This is a genomic window from Inquilinus sp. Marseille-Q2685 (genome assembly GCF_916619195.1).
GTDB lineage: Bacteria > Pseudomonadota > Alphaproteobacteria > DSM-16000 > Inquilinaceae > Inquilinus.
The window spans coordinates 1,004,133-1,028,969 of record NZ_CAKAKL010000002.1 but is presented as its reverse complement, the minus strand read 5'-3'; the positions used below and the strand labels follow the sequence as shown (position 1 = coordinate 1,028,969).

Sequence of the window (24,837 nt, the reverse complement as noted above, 5' to 3'; positions counted from 1 at the left end):
ATCCGGTGCAACGATCAAAGGAGAGGCGCGTGATCGATCCGAAGAAGCTGTTCGAGGACTTCCTCGGCGGCGGTGCGAAGCAGCCCGGCGGCAAGAGTCCCGGCTTGCCCGGCAATCTCGGCACGCTGGCCACCGGCGCGGTCGGCGGCGGGTTGATCGGTCTCCTCCTCGGTTCGAAGAAGGTCCGCAAGTTCGGCGGCAAGGCGCTCGGCTATGGCGGTGCCCCGGTGCTCGGCGGCCTGGCCTACAAGGCGTGGCAGGACTGGTCGGCCAACCGGGCGCCGGCCCCGGCCCAGCCCCCGGCGCAGCAGCCGATTCCCCTGCCGCCGCCGCGCAGCCCGTTCGACCTGGAGACCCAGAGCGCCGCGGGCGGCGGCGACGCGCGCATCGCCGTGGTGCGGGCGATGATCGCCGCGGCCAAGGCCGACGGCCATATCGACGCGACCGAGCAGCGGGCGCTGTTCGACCGCATCGGCCAGCTCGAGCTCGACACCGAGGAGAAGGCCTTCGTCATGGACGAACTGGCGAAGCCGCTCGACATTGCGGCGATCGCGGCCCTGGCGGCGACGCCGGAGCAGGCGGCGGAGATCTGGCTGGCCTCACGCCTGGCGATCGATCCGGACGACCCGCGTGAGAAGGCCTATCTCGACGATCTCGCGGCGCGTCTGAAGCTGCCCCAGGGGCTCACCGCCCATCTCGAGGCGCAGGCCGCCGCGGTCGGGTGATGCCCCTCACTGTCATGCCCGGGCTTGACCCGGGCATCCAGAGAATGCCAACGCCGCTTCGGGTGGCCCCTGGATTGCCGGGTCAGGCCCGGCAATGACAGGAAGGCGGCGGCGTCTCAGGCGACGAGGTCGATCGTGTAGCTCTCGGTGACCGGGTTGGCCAGCAGCTTGCGGCACATCTCGTCGAGGCGCGCCTTGGCCTGGGCGGCGTCGGCGGCGGCGATCTCGACCTCGATCACCTTGCCCTGCCGCACCTCGCCGACCTCGTCGAAGCCGAGGCCCTGTAGGGAATGACCGATCGCCTTGCCCTGGGTGTCCAGGACACCGGGCTTCAGCATGACGTGGATGCGGGCTTTCATGGGGCGACCTGGCTCTCACGGATGTCGACGACACTTCCTTCCGGCAGGATGCCGAGGCGCCGGGCCACTTCCTGATAGGCCTCGAGGACGCCGCCGAGGTCCTGGCGGAAGCGATCCTTATCGAACTTCTCGTTGGTCTGCACGTCCCACAGACGGCAGTTGTCCGGGCTGATCTCGTCGGCCAGGACGATCCGCATCTCGTCGTTCTCGTCGTACAGGCGGCCGAACTCCAGCTTGAAGTCGACGAGCTTGAGGCCGATGCCGAGGAACAGGCCGGTGAGGTAGTCGTTCACCCGAAGCGACAGCGAGACGATATCGTCGAGGTCCTGGGCGTTGGCCCAGCCGAAGGCGGTGATGTGCTCCTCCGACACCATCGGGTCGTTGAGCTCGTCCGACTTCAGATAGTACTCGATGATCGAGCGCGGCAGCGGCGTGCCCTCGGGCACGTTGAAGCGCTTGGAGAACGAGCCGGCGGCGATGTTGCGCACCACCACCTCGAGCGGGATGATCTCGACCTCGTGGATCAACTGCTCGCGCATGTTCAGGCGGCGCATGAAATGCGTCGGCACGCCGATCTCGGACAGCCGGGTCATCAGGTACTCGGAGATGCGGTTGTTCAGCACCCCCTTGCCCGAGATCACAGCCTTCTTCTGACCGTTATGCGCCGTCGCATCGTCCTTGAAGTACTGGACGATCGTGCCCGGCTCCGGCCCTTCGTACAGGACCTTGGCCTTGCCTTCGTAGATGCGCCTGCGGCGGCTCATGTGGAAGCGTCCATGGAACGGGTGATGCCAACAGCAAAAAGGGTCGGGACGTCCCGGAAAGGCCGTCCACGCCCGCGCACATATAGCAAGCGTGGCTCTGGTAAACAATTGCGCGCTCCCGTCCGCCTCCGGGCGTGACCCGGACGGCCGGAGACGCTATATCCTCCGCTATGGGATGCGCCCGCTGCTGCGGGCAGGTGGAAGGATACGGCATGACGACGTTCGACTCGCGGGGCCAGGCGTTCGAGGCGGAGTTCCAGCACGACCAGGAGCTCCTGTTCCGGATCCAGAACCGGCGCAACAAGCTGCTGGGCCTGTGGGCGGCCGAGCTGATGGGCCTGACCGGCGCCGATGCCGAGGCCTATGCGAAGGAGGTCATCATGTCCGACTTCGAGAAGCAGACCGACGAGGACGTGCACGACAAGGTCTATGCCGATCTGAAGATCCACGACGTCGACCTGTCCGACCACCGGCTGCGCAAGAAGATGGACGCGCTGCTGGCCGTGGCGCGGCAGCAGATCATGACCGAGGCGACGCCGAAGTAAGGCCGGTCTCCTCGCTGAACGAAAAAGGGCGGCTGAGGCCGCCCTTTTCTTTTGCTGAGCGCCCGGTCAGCCCTTGACCGCCCCGGCCGTCAGCCCGCTGGTCATGGCGTTGCGGAAGACATAGTAGATCACCGCCGGCGGCACGGCGTAGATCAGCCCGGTCGCCATCAGCAGGTTCCAGGGGGAATCGTCGGCCGACAGGAACATGCCGAGCCCGACCGACAGCGGCGCCGCCTGCTCGCTCGACAGCAGCAGGAAGGCGTAGAGATACTCGTTCCAGGCCAGCAGCAGGGCATAGATGCCGATCGCCACCAGCGACGGGCGCATCAGCGGCAGATAGACCATGCGGAAGATCTGCAGCGGCTTGGCGCCGTCCATGATCGCGGCCTCGTCCAACTCGCGCGGCAGCTTGTCGGAGGCCTGCTTCAGCACCCAGATGGCATAGGGCGAGGCCAACGCGATCATCGCCAGGATCAGCGCGGCCTGGGTGTTCAGCAGGCCGTAGGAGCCCATGGTCTTGTACATCGGCACGGCCAGGAAGGCGGCCGGGATCAGGTAGGTGGCCAGCGCCAGATTCATCACCTGGCGGCCGCCCCGCGCCCGCAGCCGGCTGATGGCGAAGGCGGCGCAGGTGGCGACGAACAGGGTCGCCACCCCGGTGGTGACCGCGATCAGGAAGCTGTTGCCGAGCTGCAGCCAGAAGTTGCTGAGATAGTAATGCTGCTGCCGGAACACGGTGAGGAAGTTGGAGAAGGTCGGGTGCTCCGGCCACAGCGCGCCGGCCAGCACCGCGTCCTGCGGCGAGATCGCCAGGACGAACAGGTGGTACAGCGGCACCAGGGTCCACAGCACCACCGGGACGGCGATCAGGATCAGGGCCGCCTCGTTGAGCCAGCGCTTCATGCTTCGCCTCCCTTGGACAGGCGTTTCACCATGACGAAGACCAGCGGCAGGACCAGCGGCATGGCGACGATGATCGAGGCGACGCCGAGGTCGAGGGCGTTGTTGCGCAGGTAGCGGATGCCGAGCGTGGCCAGCACCTGGGTGCTATCGTTCGGGCCGCCGCCGGTCAGCAGGTAGACGCTGTTGAAGTCGCCCAGCGTCCAGATCGTCGACAGGATCACCGAGGTGACGTAGAGCGCCGCCACCGACGGCCAGGTGACGAAGCGGAAGCGCTGCCAGCGCGAGGCGCCGTCGACCGACGCGGCCTCGTAGAGGTCGCGGGCGATGGCCAGGCGCCCGGTCAGCAGGATCAGGGTCCAGAACGGCAGCGACTTCCAGATGTGGACCACCACCGCGCCGAAGAAGGCCAGCCAGGGATCGGTCAGCCAGGGCGGCCCCTCGAAGATGCCGAACAGCTGGAACAGCTGCTGGTTGATCATGCCCGTCTCGGGGTTGAGCATGACCCGGAAGGACAGGATGGTCGGGATCGACGGCACCGCCCAAGGCAGGATGAACAGCACCAGCAGCAGCCGGATCCACCAGCGCGGCACCGCGAAGAATCCCGACAGGCCGAGCGCGATCACCATCTTCACGTTCACCGCGATCAGCAGGAACAGGATGGTATTGACCGCCGCGGTCAGGAAGATCGGATCGGCGAACAGACGCCGGTAGCTGGCCGGGTTGGCGCCGAGATAGAGCCCGTAGCCGACCGGGTAGGCCACCAGCACCAGGAACACGGCGATGTAGGGGATGAGCAGGATCGCCCCCCAGGTCGCCCAGGTGCGGCGGTGGCTGCCGCCGGAGGCGGCCGGGATCGCATGGATCGTGGTCGCGGTCATCGGCTGGGTCCTCTCTCGAAAGGGCTGCGGCCCGGCCCGCACGGCGTCACGCGGGACCGGGCCGGCAGGCCGGTCCTAACCGGCGATTTCCTTGATCCGGGCGATCATCTCATCAACCGCCTGGTCGGGCGAGACCCCGTCCTGGACCACGCGGTTCAGCGCCTTGGCCCAGACATTCTCCGCATTCACCGTGGTGAAGTGGTAGTTGTAGACGAAGGGGAAGGGCACGGTACCCTCGGTGAACTGCTTCGACACCACGGCGCGGTGCGGGTCGCTGCCGTCGGTCCAGAACGGCCGGGCGGCGCCGGACTTGGTCACCGGGTACCAGCGCCCGACCGAACCCTCGACGAAGGGCGTCAGGTTCTCGTCCTTCATCATGAAGGCCATGAACTCCTTGGCCCGGGCCTTGTTCTTGGAATCGGCGAAGATCACCGCGGTCTTGGTCGCCGCCAGGTTCGGCAGCGTCCCGCCGTCCGGCTTCTTCGGGAACAGGGTGGTGCGGATGTTCTCCTCGTAGTTCTTCTTCGCCTGGGCCCGCTGCTCCTCGCTCAGCGACGGGTTGGTCGAATCGTCCAGATGCTTGCTGGGGATCGAGATCGTCGCGTTGTGGGTCAGGACTGTGGTCTTGTTGTGGAAGTTGACGTTGTTGTCGGTGTCGAGCCAGTTGACCGAGGAGGGCGGGGTGCAGCCGCGGCTGAAGATCGAGCTGTAGCCCTTGACCGCCTCGATCATCGCCGCCCGGTTCTCCGGCTGGTCGAGCACGATCTTGCCGTTCTCGTCGACGATCTTGACGTTGTAGGCGTTGGCCCAGGTCAGGAAGCTGAAGAAGGTGTCCGAGGCCGCGACGCTCATCGGATGGCCGATGGCGTAGATGCGCTTGCCCTTGCTGCGCAGGGCGTCCTGCACCTTGCCGCACCAGAAGTCCCAGTACTCGTTCCAGGTGCCGGGGATGTCGGCCTCGCTGAAGCCGGCGTCCTGCAGCATGTCCTTCCAGTAGAAGATGTGCATGGTCTGGCGTTCGATCGGGAAGGCGTAATAGGCCTTCTGCCCGGTCTTGCCGTTCGTCAGGAAGGTGGTGGCCAGCGCGTCGGGCTGGAACTGGTCCTTGATCGGGGTCAGGACGTCGCTGACATCCTCCAGCCGGCCCTCATAGGCCCACTGACCGGTGGTGCGGAAGTCGAAGGTGGTGCAGTAGCCGACATCCGGCGGCGTGCCGGCCTCGACCGCGGCGACCGACTTCACGATGCAGTCCTCGGTCGAGTAGAGCGACAGCTCGACCTTGACGCCGGTCGCCTTCTGGTACCGGTCGATCAGGGCCAAAAGGGCGTCGTCCTCGCCCTTGTAGAAGCCCTTGGTGAACCAGACGGTGAGCGTGTCCTGCGCCTGGACGGGCGCGACAGCGGCAAGGCCGAGGGCCAGGGCACAACCCGCCGTGAGATGGCGGAGACCGATCTTGGGCATGAGACTTCTCCCAGAGCTGAGGAATGGGTGGCGGCTTGCGCCGTCTTGCTGGTGGCTTCCGGGCGGCCGGAAGCGGGGTGTCAGCCGGGGCGCGGCCGTCTGGCGGTGGAGCCCCGTTCGACGATCTCGAAGCCGACATCGATCACCCGCGGCGGGGCCGGGGCGTCGTCCTTGGCCTCCAGGATTCGCAGCAGCAGCTCGCCGACCCGGCGGCCGATGCCCGCGGCATCGATCCGCACCGTCGACAGCGCCGGCACGCATTGTCCGCCGATCTCGAAATCGCCGAAACCCAGGATCGAGACCTGCCCGGGCACGGCGATGCCGCGGCGATGGCACTCCATCAGGGCGCCGACGGCGGCGAGGTCCGAGACCGCGAACACGGCGTCGATCGGCCCGGCGGTGTCGAGCAGCTGGGCCATGGCGGCGGCCCCGCCGGCGAAGGACAGCGGCACCAGGCCGCGATGGACCATGGCATCGGTCGGCAGCCCGGCCTCGCGCAGCACCTCGGCGAAGCCGGCCAGGCGGGCGCCGCCGCGAAAGTCGCGGGAATCCCCGTCGACCGCCGGGCCGATGCCGCCGATCCGGCGGTGCCCGAGCGCGATCAGATGCCGCGCCGCAGCCCGGCCGGCCTCGATGTTGGAGAAGCCGACGGCCCGGTCGATCGGATCGGCCGCGCCGCAATCCCAGATCTCGACCACCGGGATACCGGCGCTGCGCAGCATGGTGCGTGCCGCCTCGGTGTGGTGCATGCCGGCCAGCACGATCGCCTCGGGCCGGCGCTCCAGCATCGCCCGGACCAGCGCCTCCTCCTCGCTCATGCGGTAGAGGGTGTAGCCGATCAGCAGCTGGTAGCCGGTTCGGCGCAGCACCTCCGACAACCCGTGCGCGGTGTCGGCGAAGTTGGAGTTGGTGATGGTCGGCACCAGCGTGGCGATGAAGCCGGTGCGGCGCGACGACAGGGCGGCGGCGACCTTGTCGTCGACATAGCCGAGCTGATCGATGGCGCGGCGGATCCGGTCCCGCGTCTCCGGCGCCACCCGGCTGCTGCCGGCCTGCACCCGGGACACGGTCATCGGCGAGACCCCGGCGAGACGGGCCACGTCCCGCATGGTCGGGCGGAGGGAACGCTTGGGCATGGCTTGGCTCCCGATCGGCCGCGCGGCGCTCCTGCGCCCAGCCGCACGCCGACGGGGCCGCGCATCCCGGCGCGTCCGGACCGCGGTGGCGGGGCAGGGCCGCGCGAAGGCGCGGCAGGCCGCGGAACGCGTCATCGGCGGGACCGGAGGGTCCCTGCGCTCGGTTGGATGAGATCGATGGCAAGCATGGTGTCGGCCCTCCCCATGGCCTTGAGGTCGATTTGTCGTTCTTATTGATGTGACCGGTAACATGGACGGCTGTCGGCACGCAAGAGCGAGGCGGCGGGGGAGGGCGGTCCTCCCGGCGGTTGCATCCCGCCGCCGGATCGACGCAGAGTGCGGCGATGATCGAGACCCAGACGCGCAGACGCCGGCCGGCCGCGGCGGAAGCAGGGGCGGCCAGGCCGCGGACCAAGCCGTCGGAGGTGCGCCGGCGCGAGCTGCTGGACGCCGGCGAGGCGCTGGTGCTGAAGAAGGGGATCGCCGGCACCAGCATCGACGACATCGTCGCGGCGGCCGACGTGGCCAAGGGCACCTTCTATCTGTATTTCGCCGGCAAGGAGGCGTTGGTCGAGGCGCTGCGCGAGCGGTTCTCCGAGCGGTTCAGCGCCCGCATCGCCGCGGCCCAGGCGAAGCTCGACCCGGCCGACTGGTCCGGCCGGCTCGCCGCCTGGCTGGAAGGCGGCGTGCACGGCTATCTCGACCAGGTGGAGCTGCACGACGTGCTGTTCCACACGCCGGACTTCCTGCCGCGCCAGCGCCGCGTCGATGGCCATATGGAACCGGTCCGCGGCCTGGTCGAGCTGCTGCGCGACGGCGCCGCGGCCGGCGCCTGGGCGGTGGATGACCCGGAGATGACGGCGGTGCTGCTGTTCTACGCCTTCCATGGCGGCGTCGATCACGCCATCGCCGACGGCCGCACCGACGACGCCGCTGGGCTGGTGGACGAGCTGCAGGCCTTCGTCCGCCGGGCGCTGGGGCTGGGCTGACCAAGCCCGATGAAGGGGATGCCTCGTAACGGGGACGCTTACCGCTCGACCGTACGGTTCCAGCGGTCGTTCCACTCCGGCCGGTGGGCGTTGATCTGGTCCCAGTCGACCGTGACCGCGTGCTCGAGATAGCCGCGCATCTCCTTCACCATCGCCGCCGTCTCCGGCGTCGGGCCGTCGACCTTGGCGTTGGAGGGGATCTGGTTGCCGTATTGCAGCGCCTTGGCCTGCGCCTCCGGCGTCAGCAGGTACTGCGCCAGCTTCTGCGCCAGCGCCGGCTCGGAATTCCCGGCGACGACGCATTCGGCGACCATCAGCACCACGGCACCTTCCTTCGGCTGGGCGTAGGCGACCGGGATGCCCTTGTCCTCGAAGCTGGCGACGGCGGTCGGCGTCAGCGGGAAGATCGCCGCCTCGTCGGTCTGCACCATCTCCGACAGCTTGGCCGAACTCGGGATGTATTCCAGCACGTTCGGGCCGACGGTCTCGCCCCACTTCGCGAAGCCGGGGTCGACATTGTCCTCGCTGCCGCCCTGGATGCGGTTGAACATCAGGAAGCCGTGCAGCCCGTAGGTGCTGCTGGACAGCGACTGGAACACGACCTTGCCCTCGAATTTCGGATCGGCGAGGTCCATCCAGGAGGCGGGGGCGGCCCAGCCCTCCTGCTCGAACATCCTGGTGTTGTAGGCGAGGCCGGTCACCGTGAGGGTGACGCCCAGCGCCATGTCGTCCTTGATCCGCGCGGCGGGGTAGAGATCGGCCATCACCGGTGCCGTCTCGGCCTTCTGGCACAGCCCCATGCCGATGGCGCGGACCATGACGCCGTCGTCGAGGAAGGCCAGGTGCATCTGCGGGTTGTCCTTGGCCGCCTGCAGCTTGGCCAGCACCTCGGAGGAGGTGCCGGGGACGACCACCACCTTGACGTCGTTCGTCTTCTCGAAATCCGGGAAGACGTGCTGGGTGTAGGCCTTCTCCATGTCGCCGCCGTTCATGCCGACATAGAGGGTCTTGGTCTCCGCCATCGCCGCGCCCGAGGCCAGCAGCGCGGTGGTGGCCAGCAGCGCCGTCGTGGTCCGTCCGTTCATGTCGCTCTCTCCTGTTTCCGGTTGTTGATGCTCAGGCGGCCGCCGCCGTTCCGGCGAAACGGCCGATGTCGAAGGCCTCGATCGGGGTGGGGCTGCGGCCGTCGCGCGCCAGCTCGGCCAGCACCTCGCCGACCGCCGGCCCGATCTGGAAGCCGGCGCCGGAGAAGCCGAAGCCGTGGATCAGCCCGGGGGTGGTGCGGCTCGGCCCCAGCACCGGGTTGCGGTCGGGCGTGTCGCCCTCGACCCCGCTCCAGAACCGGATCACCTGGGCACCGCGCAGGGCCGGAAACAGCTCCGCCGCCTGGCGCAGCAGAGATCCGATGGCGCTGCGGCCGGGCCGGGCGCGGTCGGCATCCAGCGCGACGCCGCGGCCGCCGCCCATGACGCAGTTGCCGCGCTGGACCTGGCGGGCATAGATGCCGCCGCCTTCGACCCCGACATTGACGTCCATGAAGCGCGGCAGCGGCTCGGTCACCGCCATGTTGGGATGGGCCGAGACCAGCGGCACCGGTTCGCCGAAGGCGGCGGCGAAGCGGCCGGACCAGGCGCCGGCGCAGTTCAGCAGCAGGCGCGACCGCACCTCCAGCCCGTCGCCGGCCAGCAGGCGGAAGCCGTCGCCGTCGCGCACCGCCTCCTGCACCGCGGTCTGCTCGCGGATATCGGCCCCGGCCTTGCGCGCGGCGCGGGCGAAGCCCGGCGACACCAGTCGCGGATTGGCATGGCCGTCGGCCGGGCACCAGGATCCGGCGATGGCCCGGTCGCCCAGCCAGGGCCAGCGGGCGCGGAAGGCGTTGCCGGCGACGATCTCGAGCCCGAGGCCGAGGTCGCGCACCCGGTCCTGATAGGCCTCCAGCGACGCCAGGTCGGCCTCGCTGCGCGCCAGCTTGAGATGGCCGGAGCGGATGTATTCGCCGTCGATGCCGATCGTCTCGGGCAGCCTCTGCCAGATCGCATGCGCCCGCTGTGCCAGCGGGATCTGCTCCGGCGGCCGGCCCTGGCGACGGACGCCGCCATAGTTCACGCCGCTGGCCTGGGCGCCGCAGAAGCCGCGCTCCAGCAGCAGCACCGTCATGCCCATGCGGCGCAGCGCCAGGGCCGCGGCGGCGCCGGCGATGCCGCCGCCGATGATGGCGACATCGGTGGTGATGCGCTCAGTGGAGCTCATGTTGCGTCCCGGCCATTGCGCGGTGACGAGACGGAGAGGCCTGAGCCACCCCCTCACCCTCCCGTCGCCTGCGGCGCCGGGCCCCTCCCTCTCCCCAAGGAGAGGGAAGAAGAGCGGCCGCCCTACACCTCTCCTCGGGGAGAGGTCGGGATCGCGCAGCGATTCCGGGTGAGGGGGTGGCTCCGGCCCCTCCCATCCAGCACATCTCGGCGACCGCACAGGATTCCCGGGTCAAGTCTGTGATGCGCCCCATCATGCCGCTTCCTCCGGCGCGTCCTCGATCGCGACCGGGATCGGCTTGACCGGGGCCTGGCCGCGCAGCCGCCCCACCGCTTCGACCGGCACGCCGCGGTGGGCGGCCAGGATCTCCGCCGCCGCGGCGCCGCACATGCGGCCCTGGCAGCGGCCCATGCCGACCCGGCACAGCGCCTTCAGCCGGTTCAGCTCCGGCGTGTTCCAGCGGGTGGCGGTGGCGCGCAGCGTGCCGGCCGACACCTCTTCGCAGCGGCAGACCACGAGATTGTCCGGCGCCTGAGCGGCCCAGCCGGCGGGGAAGGGGAAGGCGCGCTCCAGGCCCTGGCGGAACCGGCCGATCGCGGCCAGCTTCGCCTCCAGCCGCGTGGCGCGGGCGCGGTCGAACGACCGGCCGAGATCCTGCAGCAGCGCCAGGGCCGCGCGCTCGCCAGCCAGCTCGGCGGCATCCGCCCCGGCGATGCCGGCGCCGTCGCCGGCCAGGTAGACACCGGCCACGCTGCTGCGGCCGGCGGCGTCGCGCTCCGGCAGCCAGGCGCGGTTCAGCGGGTCGAAGCGAAAGCGGCAGCCGGCCAGATCCGCGAGTTGTGTCTCAGATCGCAGGCCGTAGCCGAAGGCGACGGCGTCGCAGTCGATGCGATGCTCACGCTCGCCATCATGCCAGGCGAGGCCCTCGACCCGCTCGGTCCCCAGGATGCGCAGCGGCCGGGCCCCATGCCGGACTGGGACACCGCCGGCCTTCAGCGCCGCCAGCAGGCGCAGACCCTTCGCCAGCACCGTGGGGCCGCGCAGCAGGCCGGGCAGGGCGGCCAGCTTGTCGGCCTGTCGCGCGGTGTCCAGCACGGCCGCGACCTCAGCCCCGGCCTTCAGGTACTGCGAGGCGACCAGCGGCAGCAGCGGGCCGGTGCCGATGAAGGCGACGCGCCGGCCGATGCCGCAGCCCTGGTATTTCAGCGCCACCTGCGCCGCGCCCAGGCTGTAGGCGCCGGGCAGGGTCCAGCCGGGGATCGGCAGGATCCGGTCGGTCGCGCCGGTGGCCAAGATCAGGTGGCTGTGGGGCAGACGCTCGGTGCGACCGTCGCGCAGCAGGTCCAGCGCCCCGGCCTCGATGTTCCAGACCAGAGTGTTCGGCCGGTGATCGATGGCGAGCCCGTCGATGGTGCGGTGCAGCGCCTCGGCCTTGGCAGCCTCGGTGCCGTAGAGGGTTTTGGCGCCGCGGGTGAAGCCGTCGGGCTGGCGGCGATAGATCTGGCCGCCGCCCTTGGCGGCCTCGTCCACCAGCACCGGCCGCAGCCCGGCCGCCGCGAGGGCCTGGGCGGCACGGATGCCGGCCGGGCCGGCGCCGACGATGACCGGCCTGATCTCGCCGCTCATGCCGCCTCTCCCGGGCCGATGACCAGGCGCATGCCCTCGGCGATGAAGGTCGAGCAGGCCCGGAAGCGCTGCCCGTCCTCGGTCGCCACCCAGCAATCCTGACAGGCGCCCATCAGGCAGAAGCCGGCGCGGGGACCGCCGCCGAACTCGGACCGTCGCAGCCGGTCGGCCGTGGTCAGGATCGCGGTCAGCACCGTGTCGCCGGCCAGGGCCGTGGCCGGGCGCCCGTCCAGGCGGAAGCGGATTTCGGGCCGGCCGGTCTCGGCCAGGCGGGTCAGGATGGGCATGAGGGGGATCCGGTCACTGGCGGCCGACCAGGATGCGGTCGAGGCCGTAGATGCGGTCGAGCACGACCATGGCGACGGCGGTGACGGCGACCATCAGGGCCGACACCGCGGCCATCATCGGGTCGATCGATTCCGTCGCGTACATGTACATCCGCACCGGCAGGGTGACGGTGGCGGGCGAGGTGACGAAGATCGACATCGTCAGCTCGTCGAAGCTGTTGATGAAGGCCAGCAGCCAGCCGCCGGCGACGCCGGGCAGGATCATCGGCAGGGTGATGCGGCGGAACACGGTGAAGGCGCCGGCGCCCAGTGACGCCGCCGCCTGCTCGGTCGACCGGTCGAAGCCGACCAGGGCGGCGATCACCAGCCGCAGCGCGTAGGGCGTGATCACCACGCTGTGCGCCAGCACCAGCCAGAAGAAGCTGCCGGCGGCGCCGAGCCGCGAGAACAGCTGCAGCAGCGCCACGCCCAGCACCAGATGCGGGATCAAGAGCGGCGACAGGAACAGGGCGTTCAGCGCGTCGCGGCCGCGGAAGGCGTAGCGCGTGGTGGCGATGCCGGCCGGCACCGCGATCGCGGTCGACAGCGTCGCCGACAGGGTCGCCAGCCACAGGCTGTTCCAGAAGGACTGCAGGAAGTCCGGGTGGTCGAACACCGCCGCGAACCAGCGCAGCGAGGCGCCGGCGGTCGGCAGGCTCAGCGTGCTCTCCGGCGTGAAGGCGACCAGGCAGACGATCGCCAGCGGCGCCAGCATGAAGATCACGACCAGCGTGTGGAAGACCAGGGCGAGAGGGCCGTTGCGGGACATCGGCGCCTCACCCAAGGGTTTGCCGGTATCGTCCTTCGACGATCCGGTTGTAGCCGAGCATGATGGCCAGGTTGGCGACCAGCAGGATCACCGCGATGGCGGCGCCCAGCGGCCAGTTCAGCGAGCTCAGATATTCGTCATAGACCACGGTCGCGACCATCTTCAGCCGCCGACCGCCGAGCAGGCCGGGGATGGCGAAGGAGCTGGCGGCCAGGCCGAACACGATCAGGCTGCCGGACAGGAGGCCGGGCAGGATCTGCGGCAGCACCACCCGGCGCAGCACGGTGGCGGGGGACGCGCCCAGCGACAGCGCCGCCTGCTCGGTCGCCGGGTCCAGCTTCTGCAGCGAGGTCCAGACCGGAATGACCATGAAGGGCAGCATGATGTGCACCAGCGCCACCACCACCGCGGTCTCGGTGTAGAGCAGCCGGACGCGGCCGATGCCCAGCGCCTGCGTCGCCTCGCTCACCAGCCCGGTCGGGCCCAGCAGCATGCTCCAGCCGAAGGCGCGGACCACGACCGAGACCAGGAGCGGCGCCAGCACCACCAGGAGGAAGACCGACCGCCACGGGCTGCGCATCCGGCTCAGCACATAGGCCTCGGGCGCGCCGACCACGATGCAGATCAGCGTGGTCAGGGCCGACAGGCGGAAGGTGCGCAGGAAGATCTCGTAATAGTAGGGGTCGGTCAGAACGGTCAGGTACTGGCCGAGGGTCCATGCGTCCTGCACGCCGGTCGTGTGGTCATAGACGCGGAAGGACAGGATCAGGGTCAGGGCCAGCGGCGCCAGCACCAGCCCGGCGAACAGGATCGTCGCCGGCAGCACCATCGCCGCGGGGGCCAAGCGCTCCTCGATCGTGGCGCTCATCGGACGGCCTCGGCCGCTTCGGCGTCGCACAGCACCCGGACCATGTCCGGCGCCCAGTCGATGCCGGCGTGCGCGCCCTCGGCCAGCGGCTCGCCGCCGAGGTTCGGCGCAGCGGCCAGCAGCTCGCCGGCCGGGCTGTCCAGGTGGTACAGCCACTGGCTGCCCAGGAAGTAGCGGCGCGACACCGTGCCGGGCAGCCTTCCGGTGCCGGGCGCGCCCAGCGACAGCTTCTCCGGCCGCAGGCACAGCAGCACGCGAGCGCCGGCGGGCAGGCCGTCGCCCGGCACCTCCAGCGTCGCGTCGCCGACCGTCACCCGGGCCGTGGCGCCGGCCTGGGCCACCACCCCGTCCAGCAGGTTGGCCTTGCCGACGAAGTCGGAGATGAAGCGGCTGCGCGGATGCTCATACATCCGGTAGGGCTGATCGATCTGGGTGATGCGGCCGCGCTCCATCACCACCACCCGGTCGCTGATCGACAGCGCCTCGGCCTGGTCGTGGGTGACCATGATCGTGGTGGTGCCGGTGCGGCGCTGGATCTGGCGCAGCTCGAACTGCATCGCCTCGCGCAGCTTGGCGTCCAGGTTGGACAAGGGCTCGTCCAGCAGCAGCACCGGCGGCTCGATGACCAGGGCGCGGGCCAGGGCGACGCGCTGGCGCTGCCCGCCGGACAGGGCCCGCGGATAGCGGCCGGCGAGGTGGTCGAGATGGACCAGCGCCAGCGCCTCCTCGACCCGCTTCGCCCGCTCCGGCTTCGCGATGCCGCGCATCTCCAGGCCGAAGGCGACGTTGTCGGCCACGGTCATGTGCGGGAACAGGGCGTAGCTCTGGAACACCACGCCGAGGCCGCGGCGGTTCGGCTTCACCCGGGTCAGGTCCTGCCCGTCCAGCACGATCCGCCCGGTGGTGGCCGGGACGAAGCCGGCGACCATCTGCAGCGTCGTGGTCTTGCCGCAGCCGGACGGGCCGAGCAGAGAGACGAACTCGCCGCGCTCCACGGTCAGGTCGAGATCGGCGACTGCGGCGACGTCGCCATAGAGCTTCGAGATCCGCTCGAGACGGAGAAAGGTCACTGCCGGCTCCCTGGCATCCCTGTCGATGACCGCCGTTCCGCGCTGCCGCGCATCGGCCCCGCCGGTCTTGCTTCCGTGGAACGGAAGGTGCCGGCGCGTCTTCTCACAACACCGTTTCGAAACGACGAGTCAAGGAGACATTCCGTTTTATCAGGAGTAATCTCACATACATTCCGAAATACGGAATCAATCAGTGTGATGTGGATCTGGAGTTTCCGAAAATGGCGAAAGAGAGCGAAGCCCCGGGCAAGAGCCTGCAGCGCGGCTTCGCCATCCTGCGGGCCCTGGCCGAGGCGGGCGGGGAAGGAGCGAAGCTGATCCGCATCGCCGAGGCCACCGGCCTGACCCAGGCGACGGTCCATCGACTGCTGCAGGCGCTGCTGGCCGAGGGGGTGGTCGAGCAGGACGGGCGCAGCCGGCTGTACCGGCTCGGCATCGACTTCTTCGCCCTGGCGGCGCGGGCCGGGAACCCCGGCAACTTGCGCGACCTGTGCCGGCCGGTGCTGCAGCGCCTGTCCGCGATGCTCGGAGACACCGTGTTCCTGCTGGTGCGCAGCGGCTTCGACGCGCTGTGCCTGGATCGCTGCGAGGGGCCGTTCCCGATCCGCTCCTTCACCGGCGACATCGGCGGCCGGGTGCCGCTCGGGGTCGGCCAGGGGGCGCTGGTGATCCTGGCTTTCCTGCCGGAGGCGGAGCGCGAGGAGGTGATCCGCTTCAACGTCCCGCGCCTGGTCGGCCAGGGCTTCATGGACGAGGTCTATCTACGCGCCGAGATGGCGAAGGCGCGGGAGGCCGGCTTTGCCGCCCGGCGCGACTTCGTGCTGCCCGGCATGGGCGGCGCGGCGGTGCCGATCCTGGACCGGGAAGGCCGGGCGGTGGCGGCGCTCAGCATCGGCACGATCTCGGAGCGGCTGGGCGAGGACCGGCTGCCGACCGTGGTCGAGATCCTCAAGCGCGAGGCGGCGGCGATCGGCCCGCGCCTCAACCCGTTCGACCCGGCCCTGCGCCGGCCGGCCCAACTGCTGGGCAGCGCCGGCCGGGGCGGGTAAGCCCGCCCTTCCGTTTTCGGCGTCGATATGCCAGGGAGGCCGGCATGACCGACGATCCCGCGCTCGACACCCTGTTCCTGCCGTTTCGAACCGATGCCCTGGCGTGGCCGGTGGACGGTCGCGCCCTGCTTCTCGGCGCCCGCGCCGGGGCGGCTCTGGCCGAGTTCGCCTCGCCGGCTCTGGTTTGCGAGCAGAGCTTCCGGCCACGGGCCGCGGCGCTGGAGGCGACGGGGCTGACGGTGTCGACGCATGTGGAAGGCCGGTTCCCGCTGGTGCTGGTGCTGCCGCCGCGCCAGCGCGAGGCGGCGCGGGCGTTGCTGGCCCGGGCGCTGGAGCAGGCCGAACCCGGCGGGACGGTGGTGGTCAGCCTGGCCAACGCCGACGGGGCGCGCTCGGTCGAGGAGGATCTGGGCCGCCTGGCCGGCAGGGTCGACAGCCTGTCGAAGAACCGCTGCCGGGTGTTCTGGGCGCATGCCGGCGCCGGCGATCCGGCCTTGCAGGCGGAATGGAAGGCCCTGGACGAACCGCGGCCGGTGGCCGACGGCCGCTTCCTCAGCCGTCCCGGCCTGTTCGCCTGGGACCGGATCGACCCCGGCTCGGCCCTGCTGGCCGCCCATCTGCCGCCGGATCTGAAGGGGCAGGGCGCGGATCTCGGCGCTGGCTTCGGCACATTGTCGGCCGAAGTGCTCGACCGCTGCCCGGAGGTCACGGCGCTGGATCTCTACGAGGCCGAGGCCCGGGCGCTGGAGCTGGCGCGTCGCAACCTGGAGCCCTATGCCGGCCGGGCCGAGCTGGATTACCTCTGGCATGATGTCGCTGCCGGGTTGCCGCGGGACCGGCGCTATCATTTCGTCGTGACCAATCCGCCCTTTCACGAAGGCGGGCGGGCCGACCGGCACGATCTCGGCCGTGCCTTCATCACCGCGGCGGCGGCGGCGCTGCGCCAGAAGGGCCGGCTGTTTCTGGTGGCGAACCGGCACCTGCCCTACGAGGCGACGCTGGAGCAGGCCTTCACCATGGTCCGCCGCGTCGCCGACGACGGCGCCTACAAGGTGATCGAAGCCTCGAAGGGCGTGCGATGAAGCTGGTCCGCTATCTCGCCAATCTCGGCTACGGCAGCCGCAAGCAGGTGGAAGCATTGCTGCGCGACGGCCGCGTCACCGATGCCGAGGGCCGGCCGCTGGGTGCCGAGACGCAGCCGGAGCACGAGGCGATCCGGATCGACGGCCGGCCGCTCGACCCGCCGCCGGGCGCGGTGCTGATGCTGAACAAGCCGGCCGGCTACACCTGCTCGACCAGCGATCCGGGACGGGTGGTCTATGAGCTGCTGCCGCCGCGCTTCCGCCTGCGCAACCCGATCATCGCCCCGGTCGGGCGGCTGGACCGCGACACCACCGGCCTCCTGCTGCTGACCGATGACGGGCCGCTGCTGCACCGGATCATCTCGCCGAAAAGCCGGATCCCGAAGATCTATGAGGCGGAGCTGGCGCGCGATCTGAGCGGGGAGGAGGCGGTGGTCTTCGCCTCCGGCACGCTGATGCTGCGGTCGGAGACAACGCCGCTGGAGCCGGCGGTGCTGGAACCGCTCGGGCCGCGGCGCGCCCGGCTGACTGTGACCGAGGGCCGTTACCACCAGGTCCGGCGGATGTTCGCGGCGGTCGGCAACCATGTCGAAGCCCTGCATCGGGCCGGCATCGGCGGCCTCGGCCTCGAAGATCTGGCAGAAGGCCGGTGGCGGTTGCTGGTCCCGGCGGAGGTGGCGGCAGTGTTCAAGCCGACGGCGTCGTGAACATATGTTCGGCCGTCCAGATCTCGCGACGTCATAGGAATGTAATATTATATCATCGTTGATGATTTTCCTTGTCGGGGCGTCCCTGCTGGCGCAGAGTGCCCACCCTGCAGGTCGGAGATCGACCGCGAGTGCGTCGCCCACGATTTGCCGATAGCCTCGCTGGCCCGTGTGTTTGTCGGTTTGGCGCCGTTCCCCCGGCGCCGATGCGCTTCACAGGATCGTCGCATCGCCGATGGACATGCAGTGATCGATCTTCTCCTGCAGGAACCACGGCGCGCGGCGGGCCTCCGGGGCCGCCGAGGGCCGCAACGACAAAAGCCGCTGGAGGAACCGCCATGGCTGGTCAGCACCGCAGGCGTCCCAGGACGAATCCGGCCCCGCTTCGGGCGGATGAGCACAAGCTAGCTTCCCTTCCGCCGAAGGCCGCGAACGATACCGACGCTGTGGTCCCGATGAGGGAGATCGCGGATATGGACCTTTCGGCCGAGACCCCCCGTTCCGCCGCGCCCCGGCAGTCCCGGGTGCAGGCGGCGCTCCGGGCCGAGATGCTGTGCCGCGGGCTGCGCCTGTCCCAGGCGGAGTTCGCCCGCCGCTACGGTCCCGCCAGCTCCGTCGTGCGCAACTGGGCGCCGCGCCACGCGCAGCCGGGCGGCATCAAGCTGTAGGTTTCTCCCGACGATCCTGAGCGATCAAGCCGGCGGCCGCCGACGCGGCCCGCCGGTTTTCGCGTGCCCGCGCCTGCGCCGCGGGTGACAGCCCGCCGGGTTCGGTGCTACCCGGAACAGGGCGGAGCGGCAGGTGATCGAAGGGGACCGGATGCGCTGGGAGGGACGGACGGCGATGGCGCGGGCCTGGGTCCGGCTGCCGTCGGGCAAGCGGCTGGATCTGCTCAACCCCACCCCGTTCGACTGGGACGACCGCGACCTGGCGCTGGGCCTCGCCCGGACCTATCGCTGGGGCGGGCATTCGGCCTGGCCGATGCCGCTCTCCGTCGCCCAGCACTCGCTGGCCGTGCTGGCGCTGTGCCGGGCCTGGGCGCCGGCGCCGCTGTCGCCGCTGGCCGAGTTGCGCGAATTGCTGCACGACGCCGATGAGGGGCTGCTGGGCTTCGACCCGCTGTCGGTGATCAAGCCGTTTCTGGGCCAGGAATTCCGCGACCTGACCTCACGGCTCGAGGACACGGTGTTCCAGCGCTACGGCCTGCCGCGCTGGACGGCGGAGCAGAAGGCGTTCCACAAGCGGGCCGACCGGGTGGCCGCGGCCAGCGAGGCGATCCACGTCGTCGGCTGGACCCGGGAAGAGGTCTCGAAGGTGCTGAAGATCCGGTTCCGGCCGGTCGATGACGATCCGCTGTTGCCGGTCTATGGCGGCACGCCCTGGGAGCCCTGGGCGCCCGATCTGGCGGCGGAACGGTTTCTGGAGGAGCTGGGCCGGCTGAAGACAGCGGCCAGTTGATCTCTACGAAGCGGCGTGCGGGGACCGCCGGGCAATGAAGCGCGCCACCGCCGGGCCCAGCAGCACCACCAGAAAGAAGCGCACGGTCTGCAGCGCCATGACGAAGGGCAGGTCGACGTCGCTCGACGCGGCGATGATGGCGATCGAATCCATGCCGCCGGGGCTGGTCGCGAGATAGGCCGTCAGCGGATCGACGCCGAGCGTCCGCACCAGCACATAGGCGAGGCCGCTGCAGAAGGCGATCAGCGCCGCGATCGACAGCAGGATCTGCGGCAGCGCCCGGGCGGCATGCACCAGCACCGACCGGGTGAAGCCGAGGCCGATGTTCCAGCCGATCAGCGCATAGGCGAGGGCGAGCAGCCATTCCGGCAGCTCGATCTCGATCAGGCCGAGCGCGTGCAGCACCGACCCGACCACCAGCGGCAGCAGCATCGAGCCGGCGGGGATGCGCAGCCGCCGCCCGAGCACGGCGCCCAGCGCGGCCAAAGCCAGCGTCGCCGCGAAAGGGCCGGCATCGATCGGCGGGAACCAGTCGATCGCCGCCGGGCCGGCATCGCCCGTGTCCACCCAGAAGCGCGCGATCAGCGAGGCGGCGGTGGCGACGCAGACGACGCGTAGATACTGCATGAAGGCGACCAGCCGGGCGTCGGCGCCGAAGGCCTCGGCCATCAGCACCATGGCGGTGGCGGCACCGGGGGAGGAGCCCCAGACGCCGGTAGTGCCGGGCAGCACCTGCCAGCGGCTCATCATCCAGCCCAGCACGCTGCTGGCGGCCAGCGTCGACAGCACGATCACCAGGAACAGGGGCCAGTCCCGCAGGAACGACACCAGGATCGTCGGCGTGATCGCCCCGGCGATCAGGCAGCCGATGATCGCCTGGGCGCCGAGATAGGGTTGGCGCGGCACCCGGATGGTGCCGCCGCCGACGCCGACCAGGATGCCGGCCGCCATCGGGCCCAGCAGCAGCGCCGCGGGCAGGGCGGCGACCTCCAGCAACGCCGCGAGTGCGGCCGAGACGGCCAGCAGCACCGCCCATTGCCCGGCACGCGGAAGCCTGGCCAGGGCCGGCAGGGCCGGGCCGTTCACGGTCACCACAGCAGCCTCGCTTTCCGCCTCAGGACCGGCCGAGCGCGATGTCCGCGGCCTGGGAGACAATTCCGATGCGCGGCAGGATAGACTCGATCGCGAAGCCGTGCATCTCCGCCGACAGGCTGGTCATCGCATCCTCGGCGAAGACGACGGCGTAGTTCAGCTCCCAGGCGCTGCGGGCGGTGGATTCGACGCCGAAATTGGTGGCGATGCCGGCCAGCACGATGGTCGTGACGCCGCGCCGGCGCAGCTGCAGGTCGAGCTCGGTGCCGGTGAAGACGCCCCATTGCCGCTTGGTGACGACGATGTCGCCCGGCTCGGCCACGCCCTCGACGAGGTCGCTCCAGCCTGCCGGCAGGCCGCCTGGCGGGCGGGGCATCGGCCGGTCGACCGGCTGCCGCGGCGCATCGGCGTAATCGGCGGCCCAGCCGACACGGACCGGCACCACCAGGGCGCCGGCGGTGCGGAAGCGGCCGGCCAGCGTCTTCGCCGTGGCGAGGACCTCCGCCCCGCTGCGGGGCGCCAGCGGCATGGCCAGGATTCCGGCCTGCAGATCGATCAGGACCAAAGCGGTGCTGCGCGGGTCGAGGGTGGGCATGATCGACACCTTTCTGGACAGGCCGCACTCCTCCGTTCCCGGCAGCGGACCGGGCGGATGGACGGGGGCGGGCACATGTGAAAATATGAGGATAGCCTCGCAAATAGTTTTATGAGCATGTCCTCACAAAAGTCAACCGCCTCCGTTGCCGTCGCGATGCGCGAGCCCAGGCGCCAGCGCGGCCGCGACCGTGTCGCCGCGCTGCTGCAGGCAGGCGCGGCCGTGTTCGCCGAGAAGGGCTACGAGGCGACGACGATGACCGAGGTCGCGGCCCGGGCCCGCGCGTCGATCGGGTCGCTCTACCAGTTCTTCCCGAGCAAGGAGGCGCTGGCCGATGCATTGCTCGCCGGCTATGGCGAGCAGGTGCTGGCGGGGCTGCAGGCGATCGAGACACGGGCGGCGCAGCTTGCCATCCCGGCCCTGGCGGATGCGCTGATCGATCTGCTGCTCGGGCTGAAGGAGGAGCGCGCGGCGGCGCTGGCGCTGATCGAGGCGCGACGGGACGCCGTCGCACAGCCCTTGCGGCTGCGCGATGCCTTGCGCGAGGGCGTGGCCAGGATCCTGGCCCTGCGTGCGCCCGGGCTGCCGCCGGACCGCGCCATGGCCACGGCGATCGTCGTGCTGCTGCAGATGAAGGCGGCGGCGGCGCTCGGCACCGAACCGGGATTGAAGGCGCGCGCCGCCGCCCTGACCGAGCTGAGGCGGATGACCCGGCTCTACCTCGCCGAAGCGCTCGGTCAGGCCTGACGCGGCGGCAGGACGACCAGGCGCAGGGCGATCAGCAGCGCCGCCAGGGCCAGGGCGCCGATCATCAGGGTGACGCCGGGCCAGCCCCAGCCGGCCCAGGCGATGCCGCCGAGCGAGCCGGCGACGCTGGAACCGAGATAATAGAAGAACAGATAGAGCGAGGAGGCCTGGGCGCGGGCGTGCAGCGCCCGGCGCCCGACCCAGCTGCTGGCCACCGAATGGGCGCCGAAGAAGCCGAAGGTCAGCACCGCGACGCCGGCGACGATCGCCCAGAGATCATCGCCGCGGGTCAGGGCGATGCCGGCCAGCATCAGCGCGATCGGGGCCCAGAACACCTTGCGGCGGCCGAGCACGCCGGCGAGATGGCCGACCCAGATCGAGGCGCCGATGCCGACCAGATAGACCACGAAGATCGCCGCGACCGCGGTCTGGCTGAGCCCGAAGGGCGGCGCGAGCAAGCGGAAGCCGGTGTAGTTGTAGAGGGTGACGAAGGCGCCCATCAGCAGGAAGCCTTCCAGGAACAGCCAGCGCAGCCCCGGGTCGCGCAGATGGTCGGCGAAGGCGGCGAGCAGGGCCTGCGGCCGCAGCGGCCGGGGGGTGAAATGCGCCGAGGGCGGCAGGCTGCGCCAGAACAGCACGGCGCAGACCAGGCCGGTCAGCCCGACCACGCCGAGCCCGAGTCGCCAGGAGGCGAGGTCGGTCAGCACGCCGGCGATCAGGCGCCCGCCGAGCCCGCCCAGGGCGCTGCCGCCGATGAACAGCCCCATCGCCAGCCCGACCGAGCGCGGATGCATCTCCTCGCTCACATAGGCCATGGCGACCGCCGGCAGGCCGCTGAGCGTCAGCCCCATCAGCGCCCGCAGCAGCAGCAGGCCGTGCCAGGACGGCATCAGCGCGGCCAGCACCGTCAGCACGGCCGAGGCGAACAGCGAGGCCACCATCACCGGCTTGCGGCCCCAGGCCTCGGACAGGGCGCTGGCCACCAGCATGGCGAAGGCCAGCGTGCCGGTGGTCAGCGACAGCGACAGGCTGCTCTCGGCCGCGCCGATGCCGTAGGTCTCGGCGAAGACCGGCATCAGCGGCTGCACGCAGTAGAGCAGGGCGAAGGTGGCGAAGCCGGCGGCGAACAGCGCCAGGTTGGTGCGGTGGAACGCGGCGGTGCCGTGCTCGATATAGGCGACGACATCCTCGGCCGCGACCGTGCCGGCCGGCATGGTGCCGGCGATCGAAGGGGACGCGGAGGAGCGCGGCAGCGACTGGACCGATGAGGTCACGGGATCTCTCCGGCCGGGCCTGCGGAGGGGAAGGGCGCCCGGCGCTCAAAAAACATGGCCACCAGGATTGATACTGTCCAATATGTTTGGCGGCATGTTTGATAGTTTTGGCGAATGATGGAGCTGAGGCATCTGCGTTATGCCGTGGCCCTGGCCGAGGAGCTGCATTTCGGCCGGGCGGCGGCGCGGCTGGGCATCTCCCAGCCGCCGCTCAGCCAGCAGATCCAGGCGCTGGAGGAGGAACTCGGCGCCCGGCTGTTCGAGCGCAGCAACCGGCGGGTGGCGCTGACCGAGGTCGGCCGGCTGTTCCTGGAGCAGGCGCGGACGGTGCTGGCTGCGGCCGACCGGGCGGCGGAGGTGGCGCGCCGGGCGCAGCGCGGCGAGATCGGCGAGATCCGCATCGCCTTCACCGCCTCCGCCCCCTTCACCACGCTGATCCCGCAGACGATCTTCGCCTTCCGCCGCAGCCACCCGGACGTGCATCTGGAGCTGCAGGAGATGCCGACCCGGCAGCAGATCGAGGCGCTGGCCGAGCGCCGGCTGCAGATCGGCTTCCTGCGCAACCCGACCTTCCCGCCGGTGCCGGACGGGATCGAGGTGCGCGAGCTGTTCCGCGACCCGCTGGTGGCGGTGCTGCGGACCGACCATCCGCTGGCGGCGGATGCGCCGGCGCCGCTGGCCCTGGCCGAGCTGGCCGGGGAATCCTTCGTCTGCTACCCGCGCGACCAGGGCACCAGCCTGTACGACCAGATGATCGGCCTGTGCCGCGATGCCGGCTTCAGCCCGCGGCTGGGGCAGGAGGCGCGCGAGGTCTCGACCATCGTCGGGCTGGTCGCGGCCGGGCTCGGCGTGTCGCTGCTGCCCGCCTCGCTGCAGCGGATCCAGGTCGAGGGCGTGGTGTTCCGCCGGCTGTCCGACCCGGGCGCCGTCACCACGATGTGGCTGACCTGGCGCCGGGACGAGACCTCGCCGGCGGCGCGCGCCTTCATCGACATGGCGACGCAGGTCGATGCATCTTTTAGTGGTAGCCGCTAGATCTAGCCGCAGCCCGGCCAGGGTTCGGCCACAATTGGTATGAATTTTCCGTGTCGCCGCGTCTTTTCGCTGGTGCAGCACGAGGGTTGGTGCGACCCTCATCCCTGGCGACGCGATTTCCGTCGTCAGTGATCGGAAAGGCGACATGCGACGGGCAACGGCCTGGCATCACCATCCGCTTCCCGGCTCCGACCAGGGGCAGCATCAGCATCGACATTCGTTCGAACGCCCCCTCGCAGGGGCGTTTGTCTTTTTCGGCCGCCCGTTCCGATCCCCGACCTGTCCTGTTCCACCCGACCCGACGGAGGGTTCCGGCGAATGAGATCACCCGATCAAGGGGGCGGCGGCTGGGATCCGCTGTTCGAGGATGCAAGCGAGAGCAAAGGACGACGTTCCATGGCCAAACGCAACGCCTCCAGTGCCCGTGTCGTCGCCATCAGCGAGGGCTACGACGATGATTTCCGGGAGCAGAGCTACCTGAAGACGGTCAAGCCGCGGACCGCCAATCAGGAGGTCCTGATGAAGGCGATCGACGGCCACGCCATGACCCTCGCCCTCGGCCCCGCCGGCACGGGCAAGACCTATCTCGCCGTGTCCAAGGCGGTCGAGGCGCTGACCGCGGAGCGGGTCAGCCGCATCGTCATCACCCGGCCGGTGGTGGAGGCGGGCGAGAGCCTCGGCTACCTGCCCGGCGACATCAACGAGAAGATGGACCCCTGGATGCGCCCGATCTACGACGCGCTGTCCGACCGTCTCGGCGCCAAGCAGGTGCGCCAGATGACCAAGGAGGGGATCGTCGAGATCGCGCCCCTGGCCTATATGCGCGGCCGCACCATCTCGCGCAGCTTCGTCATCGTCGACGAGGCGCAGAACATGACCTTCCAGCAGCTGAAGATGCTGCTGACCCGGCTCGGCTGGCACTCGACCATGGTGATCACCGGCGACCCCGACCAGACCGACCTGCTGCCCGGCCTGTCCGGGCTGGAGGAGGCGGCGCGGCGGCTGGAGCCGCTGGACGGCGTCGCCGTCGTCCGGCTGACCACCGCGGACATCGTGCGCCACCCGCTGGTCGCCGCGATGATGCCGCTCCTCGCCTGATCGGAACCCCGGACCGGCCGCTGCCATTGGC

General features: G+C 70.3%; 27 protein-coding genes. 11 read left to right on the top strand and 16 right to left on the bottom strand.

Annotated features, from left to right (window positions below; translation table 11 throughout):
• Window positions 1-29 precede the first annotated feature (29 nt).
• Window positions 30-725 (top strand): tellurite resistance TerB family protein, encoded by a 696-nt coding sequence (locus tag LG391_RS14030; RefSeq protein ID WP_225768622.1) that lies wholly within the window; start codon window positions 30-32, stop codon window positions 723-725.
• Window positions 726-841: 116 nt separating this feature from the next.
• On the opposite strand, the gene purS is transcribed toward LG391_RS14030, so the two are convergent.
• Together purS and purC are read right to left on the bottom strand one after the other, a co-directional pair.
• On the bottom strand, window positions 842-1,084 hold the full coding sequence (gene purS / locus LG391_RS14025; RefSeq protein ID WP_225768621.1) for a phosphoribosylformylglycinamidine synthase subunit PurS: 243 nt from the start codon (window positions 1,082-1,084) through the stop codon (window positions 842-844).
• Window positions 1,081-1,848, bottom strand: coding sequence for a phosphoribosylaminoimidazolesuccinocarboxamide synthase (gene purC / locus LG391_RS14020; protein ID WP_026870296.1), 768 nt, complete (start codon window positions 1,846-1,848; stop codon window positions 1,081-1,083). Before purC ends, purS begins: the two co-directional genes overlap by 4 nt.
• 212 nt (window positions 1,849-2,060) lie before the next feature.
• On the opposite strand from purC, the gene LG391_RS14015 reads away from it, so the two are divergent.
• On the top strand, window positions 2,061-2,393 hold the full coding sequence (locus LG391_RS14015; protein WP_225768620.1) for a DUF1476 domain-containing protein: 333 nt from the start codon (window positions 2,061-2,063) through the stop codon (window positions 2,391-2,393).
• A 66-nt stretch (window positions 2,394-2,459) separates the two neighbouring features.
• Here LG391_RS14015 and LG391_RS14010 read toward each other — a convergent pair whose 3' ends face one another.
• The 4 genes from LG391_RS14010 to LG391_RS13995 all read right to left on the bottom strand — a co-directional run bounded on the left by LG391_RS14010 (window position 2,460) and on the right by LG391_RS13995 (window position 6,771).
• Window positions 2,460-3,296, bottom strand: a complete 837-nt coding sequence (locus LG391_RS14010; protein WP_225768619.1) for a carbohydrate ABC transporter permease — start codon at window positions 3,294-3,296, stop codon at window positions 2,460-2,462.
• Window positions 3,293-4,174 (bottom strand): carbohydrate ABC transporter permease, encoded by an 882-nt coding sequence (locus tag LG391_RS14005; RefSeq protein ID WP_225768618.1) that lies wholly within the window; start codon window positions 4,172-4,174, stop codon window positions 3,293-3,295. Before LG391_RS14005 ends, LG391_RS14010 begins: the two co-directional genes overlap by 4 nt.
• Window positions 4,175-4,249: 75 nt before the next feature.
• Window positions 4,250-5,635, bottom strand: a complete 1,386-nt coding sequence (locus LG391_RS14000; RefSeq protein WP_225768617.1) for an ABC transporter substrate-binding protein — start codon at window positions 5,633-5,635, stop codon at window positions 4,250-4,252.
• 80 nt (window positions 5,636-5,715) lie between these two features.
• On the bottom strand, window positions 5,716-6,771 hold the full coding sequence (locus tag LG391_RS13995) for a LacI family DNA-binding transcriptional regulator (RefSeq protein WP_225768616.1): 1,056 nt from the start codon (window positions 6,769-6,771) through the stop codon (window positions 5,716-5,718).
• Between the two features lie 344 nt (window positions 6,772-7,115).
• Here LG391_RS13995 and LG391_RS13990 point away from each other — a divergent pair, with 344 nt between their 5' ends.
• Window positions 7,116-7,760, top strand: a complete 645-nt coding sequence (locus tag LG391_RS13990) for a TetR/AcrR family transcriptional regulator (RefSeq protein ID WP_225768615.1) — start codon at window positions 7,116-7,118, stop codon at window positions 7,758-7,760.
• A 38-nt stretch (window positions 7,761-7,798) separates the two neighbouring features.
• On the opposite strand, the gene LG391_RS13985 is transcribed toward LG391_RS13990, so the two are convergent.
• The 7 genes from LG391_RS13985 to LG391_RS13955 all read right to left on the bottom strand — a co-directional run bounded on the left by LG391_RS13985 (window position 7,799) and on the right by LG391_RS13955 (window position 14,669).
• Complete coding sequence (locus tag LG391_RS13985; RefSeq protein WP_225768614.1) at window positions 7,799-8,845, bottom strand: ABC transporter substrate-binding protein; 1,047 nt, start codon at window positions 8,843-8,845, stop codon at window positions 7,799-7,801.
• Window positions 8,846-8,876: 31 nt separating this feature from the next.
• A complete protein-coding gene (locus LG391_RS13980) occupies window positions 8,877-10,010 on the bottom strand; it encodes an FAD-binding oxidoreductase (protein ID WP_225768613.1) in 1,134 nt (377 codons plus the stop codon).
• A 252-nt stretch (window positions 10,011-10,262) separates the two neighbouring features.
• Window positions 10,263-11,636 (bottom strand): NAD(P)/FAD-dependent oxidoreductase, encoded by a 1,374-nt coding sequence (locus tag LG391_RS13975; protein WP_225768612.1) that lies wholly within the window; start codon window positions 11,634-11,636, stop codon window positions 10,263-10,265.
• Window positions 11,633-11,923, bottom strand: coding sequence for a (2Fe-2S)-binding protein (locus tag LG391_RS13970; protein WP_225768611.1), 291 nt, complete (start codon window positions 11,921-11,923; stop codon window positions 11,633-11,635). Before LG391_RS13970 ends, LG391_RS13975 begins: the two co-directional genes overlap by 4 nt.
• 13 nt (window positions 11,924-11,936) lie before the next feature.
• Window positions 11,937-12,731, bottom strand: a complete 795-nt coding sequence (locus tag LG391_RS13965) for an ABC transporter permease (RefSeq protein WP_225768610.1) — start codon at window positions 12,729-12,731, stop codon at window positions 11,937-11,939.
• Between the two features lie 7 nt (window positions 12,732-12,738).
• Window positions 12,739-13,599 (bottom strand): ABC transporter permease, encoded by an 861-nt coding sequence (locus tag LG391_RS13960; RefSeq protein ID WP_225768609.1) that lies wholly within the window; start codon window positions 13,597-13,599, stop codon window positions 12,739-12,741.
• A complete protein-coding gene (locus tag LG391_RS13955; protein ID WP_225768608.1) occupies window positions 13,596-14,669 on the bottom strand; it encodes an ABC transporter ATP-binding protein in 1,074 nt (357 codons plus the stop codon). Before LG391_RS13955 ends, LG391_RS13960 begins: the two co-directional genes overlap by 4 nt.
• A gap of 221 nt (window positions 14,670-14,890) precedes the next feature.
• On the opposite strand from LG391_RS13955, the gene LG391_RS13950 reads away from it, so the two are divergent.
• The 5 genes from LG391_RS13950 to LG391_RS13930 all read left to right on the top strand — a co-directional run bounded on the left by LG391_RS13950 (window position 14,891) and on the right by LG391_RS13930 (window position 18,965).
• On the top strand, window positions 14,891-15,718 hold the full coding sequence (locus LG391_RS13950; RefSeq protein WP_225768607.1) for an IclR family transcriptional regulator: 828 nt from the start codon (window positions 14,891-14,893) through the stop codon (window positions 15,716-15,718).
• Between the two features lie 44 nt (window positions 15,719-15,762).
• Window positions 15,763-16,800: a class I SAM-dependent methyltransferase gene (locus LG391_RS13945; protein WP_225768606.1), complete on the top strand. Its 1,038-nt coding sequence runs from the start codon at window positions 15,763-15,765 to the stop codon at window positions 16,798-16,800.
• Entirely contained in the window at window positions 16,797-17,507 is a 711-nt protein-coding gene (locus LG391_RS13940) for a pseudouridine synthase (RefSeq protein WP_225768605.1), read from the top strand. Before LG391_RS13945 ends, LG391_RS13940 begins: the two co-directional genes overlap by 4 nt.
• Before the next feature lie 473 nt (window positions 17,508-17,980).
• Window positions 17,981-18,175 (top strand): hypothetical protein, encoded by a 195-nt coding sequence (locus LG391_RS13935; RefSeq protein WP_225768604.1) that lies wholly within the window; start codon window positions 17,981-17,983, stop codon window positions 18,173-18,175.
• 133 nt (window positions 18,176-18,308) lie between these two features.
• The gene (locus tag LG391_RS13930) at window positions 18,309-18,965 is read left to right on the top strand and encodes an HD family hydrolase (protein WP_225768603.1); all 657 of its coding nucleotides are present in this window, start codon (window positions 18,309-18,311) and stop codon (window positions 18,963-18,965) included.
• Window positions 18,966-18,968: 3 nt separating this feature from the next.
• Here the strand turns inward: LG391_RS13930 and LG391_RS13925 are convergent, their stop codons facing one another.
• Both LG391_RS13925 and LG391_RS13920 read right to left on the bottom strand, forming a co-directional pair.
• A complete protein-coding gene (locus LG391_RS13925; RefSeq protein WP_225768602.1) occupies window positions 18,969-20,057 on the bottom strand; it encodes an AbrB family transcriptional regulator in 1,089 nt (362 codons plus the stop codon).
• 22 nt (window positions 20,058-20,079) lie between these two features.
• Entirely contained in the window at window positions 20,080-20,652 is a 573-nt protein-coding gene (locus LG391_RS13920) for a hydrolase (RefSeq protein WP_225768601.1), read from the bottom strand.
• Window positions 20,653-20,808: 156 nt separating this feature from the next.
• On the opposite strand from LG391_RS13920, the gene LG391_RS13915 reads away from it, so the two are divergent.
• Window positions 20,809-21,399, top strand: a complete 591-nt coding sequence (locus tag LG391_RS13915; RefSeq protein ID WP_225768600.1) for a TetR/AcrR family transcriptional regulator — start codon at window positions 20,809-20,811, stop codon at window positions 21,397-21,399.
• Here LG391_RS13915 and LG391_RS13910 read toward each other — a convergent pair.
• Window positions 21,390-22,673, bottom strand: a complete 1,284-nt coding sequence (locus LG391_RS13910; protein ID WP_308013048.1) for an MFS transporter — start codon at window positions 22,671-22,673, stop codon at window positions 21,390-21,392. The genes LG391_RS13915 and LG391_RS13910 overlap by 10 nt on opposite strands.
• A gap of 114 nt (window positions 22,674-22,787) precedes the next feature.
• Here LG391_RS13910 and LG391_RS13905 point away from each other — a divergent pair, with 114 nt between their 5' ends.
• On the top strand, window positions 22,788-23,708 hold the full coding sequence (locus tag LG391_RS13905) for a LysR family transcriptional regulator (protein WP_225768599.1): 921 nt from the start codon (window positions 22,788-22,790) through the stop codon (window positions 23,706-23,708).
• 396 nt (window positions 23,709-24,104) lie between these two features.
• Complete coding sequence (locus LG391_RS13900; protein ID WP_225768598.1) at window positions 24,105-24,806, top strand: PhoH family protein; 702 nt, start codon at window positions 24,105-24,107, stop codon at window positions 24,804-24,806.
• Window positions 24,807-24,837: the final 31 nt, after the last annotated feature.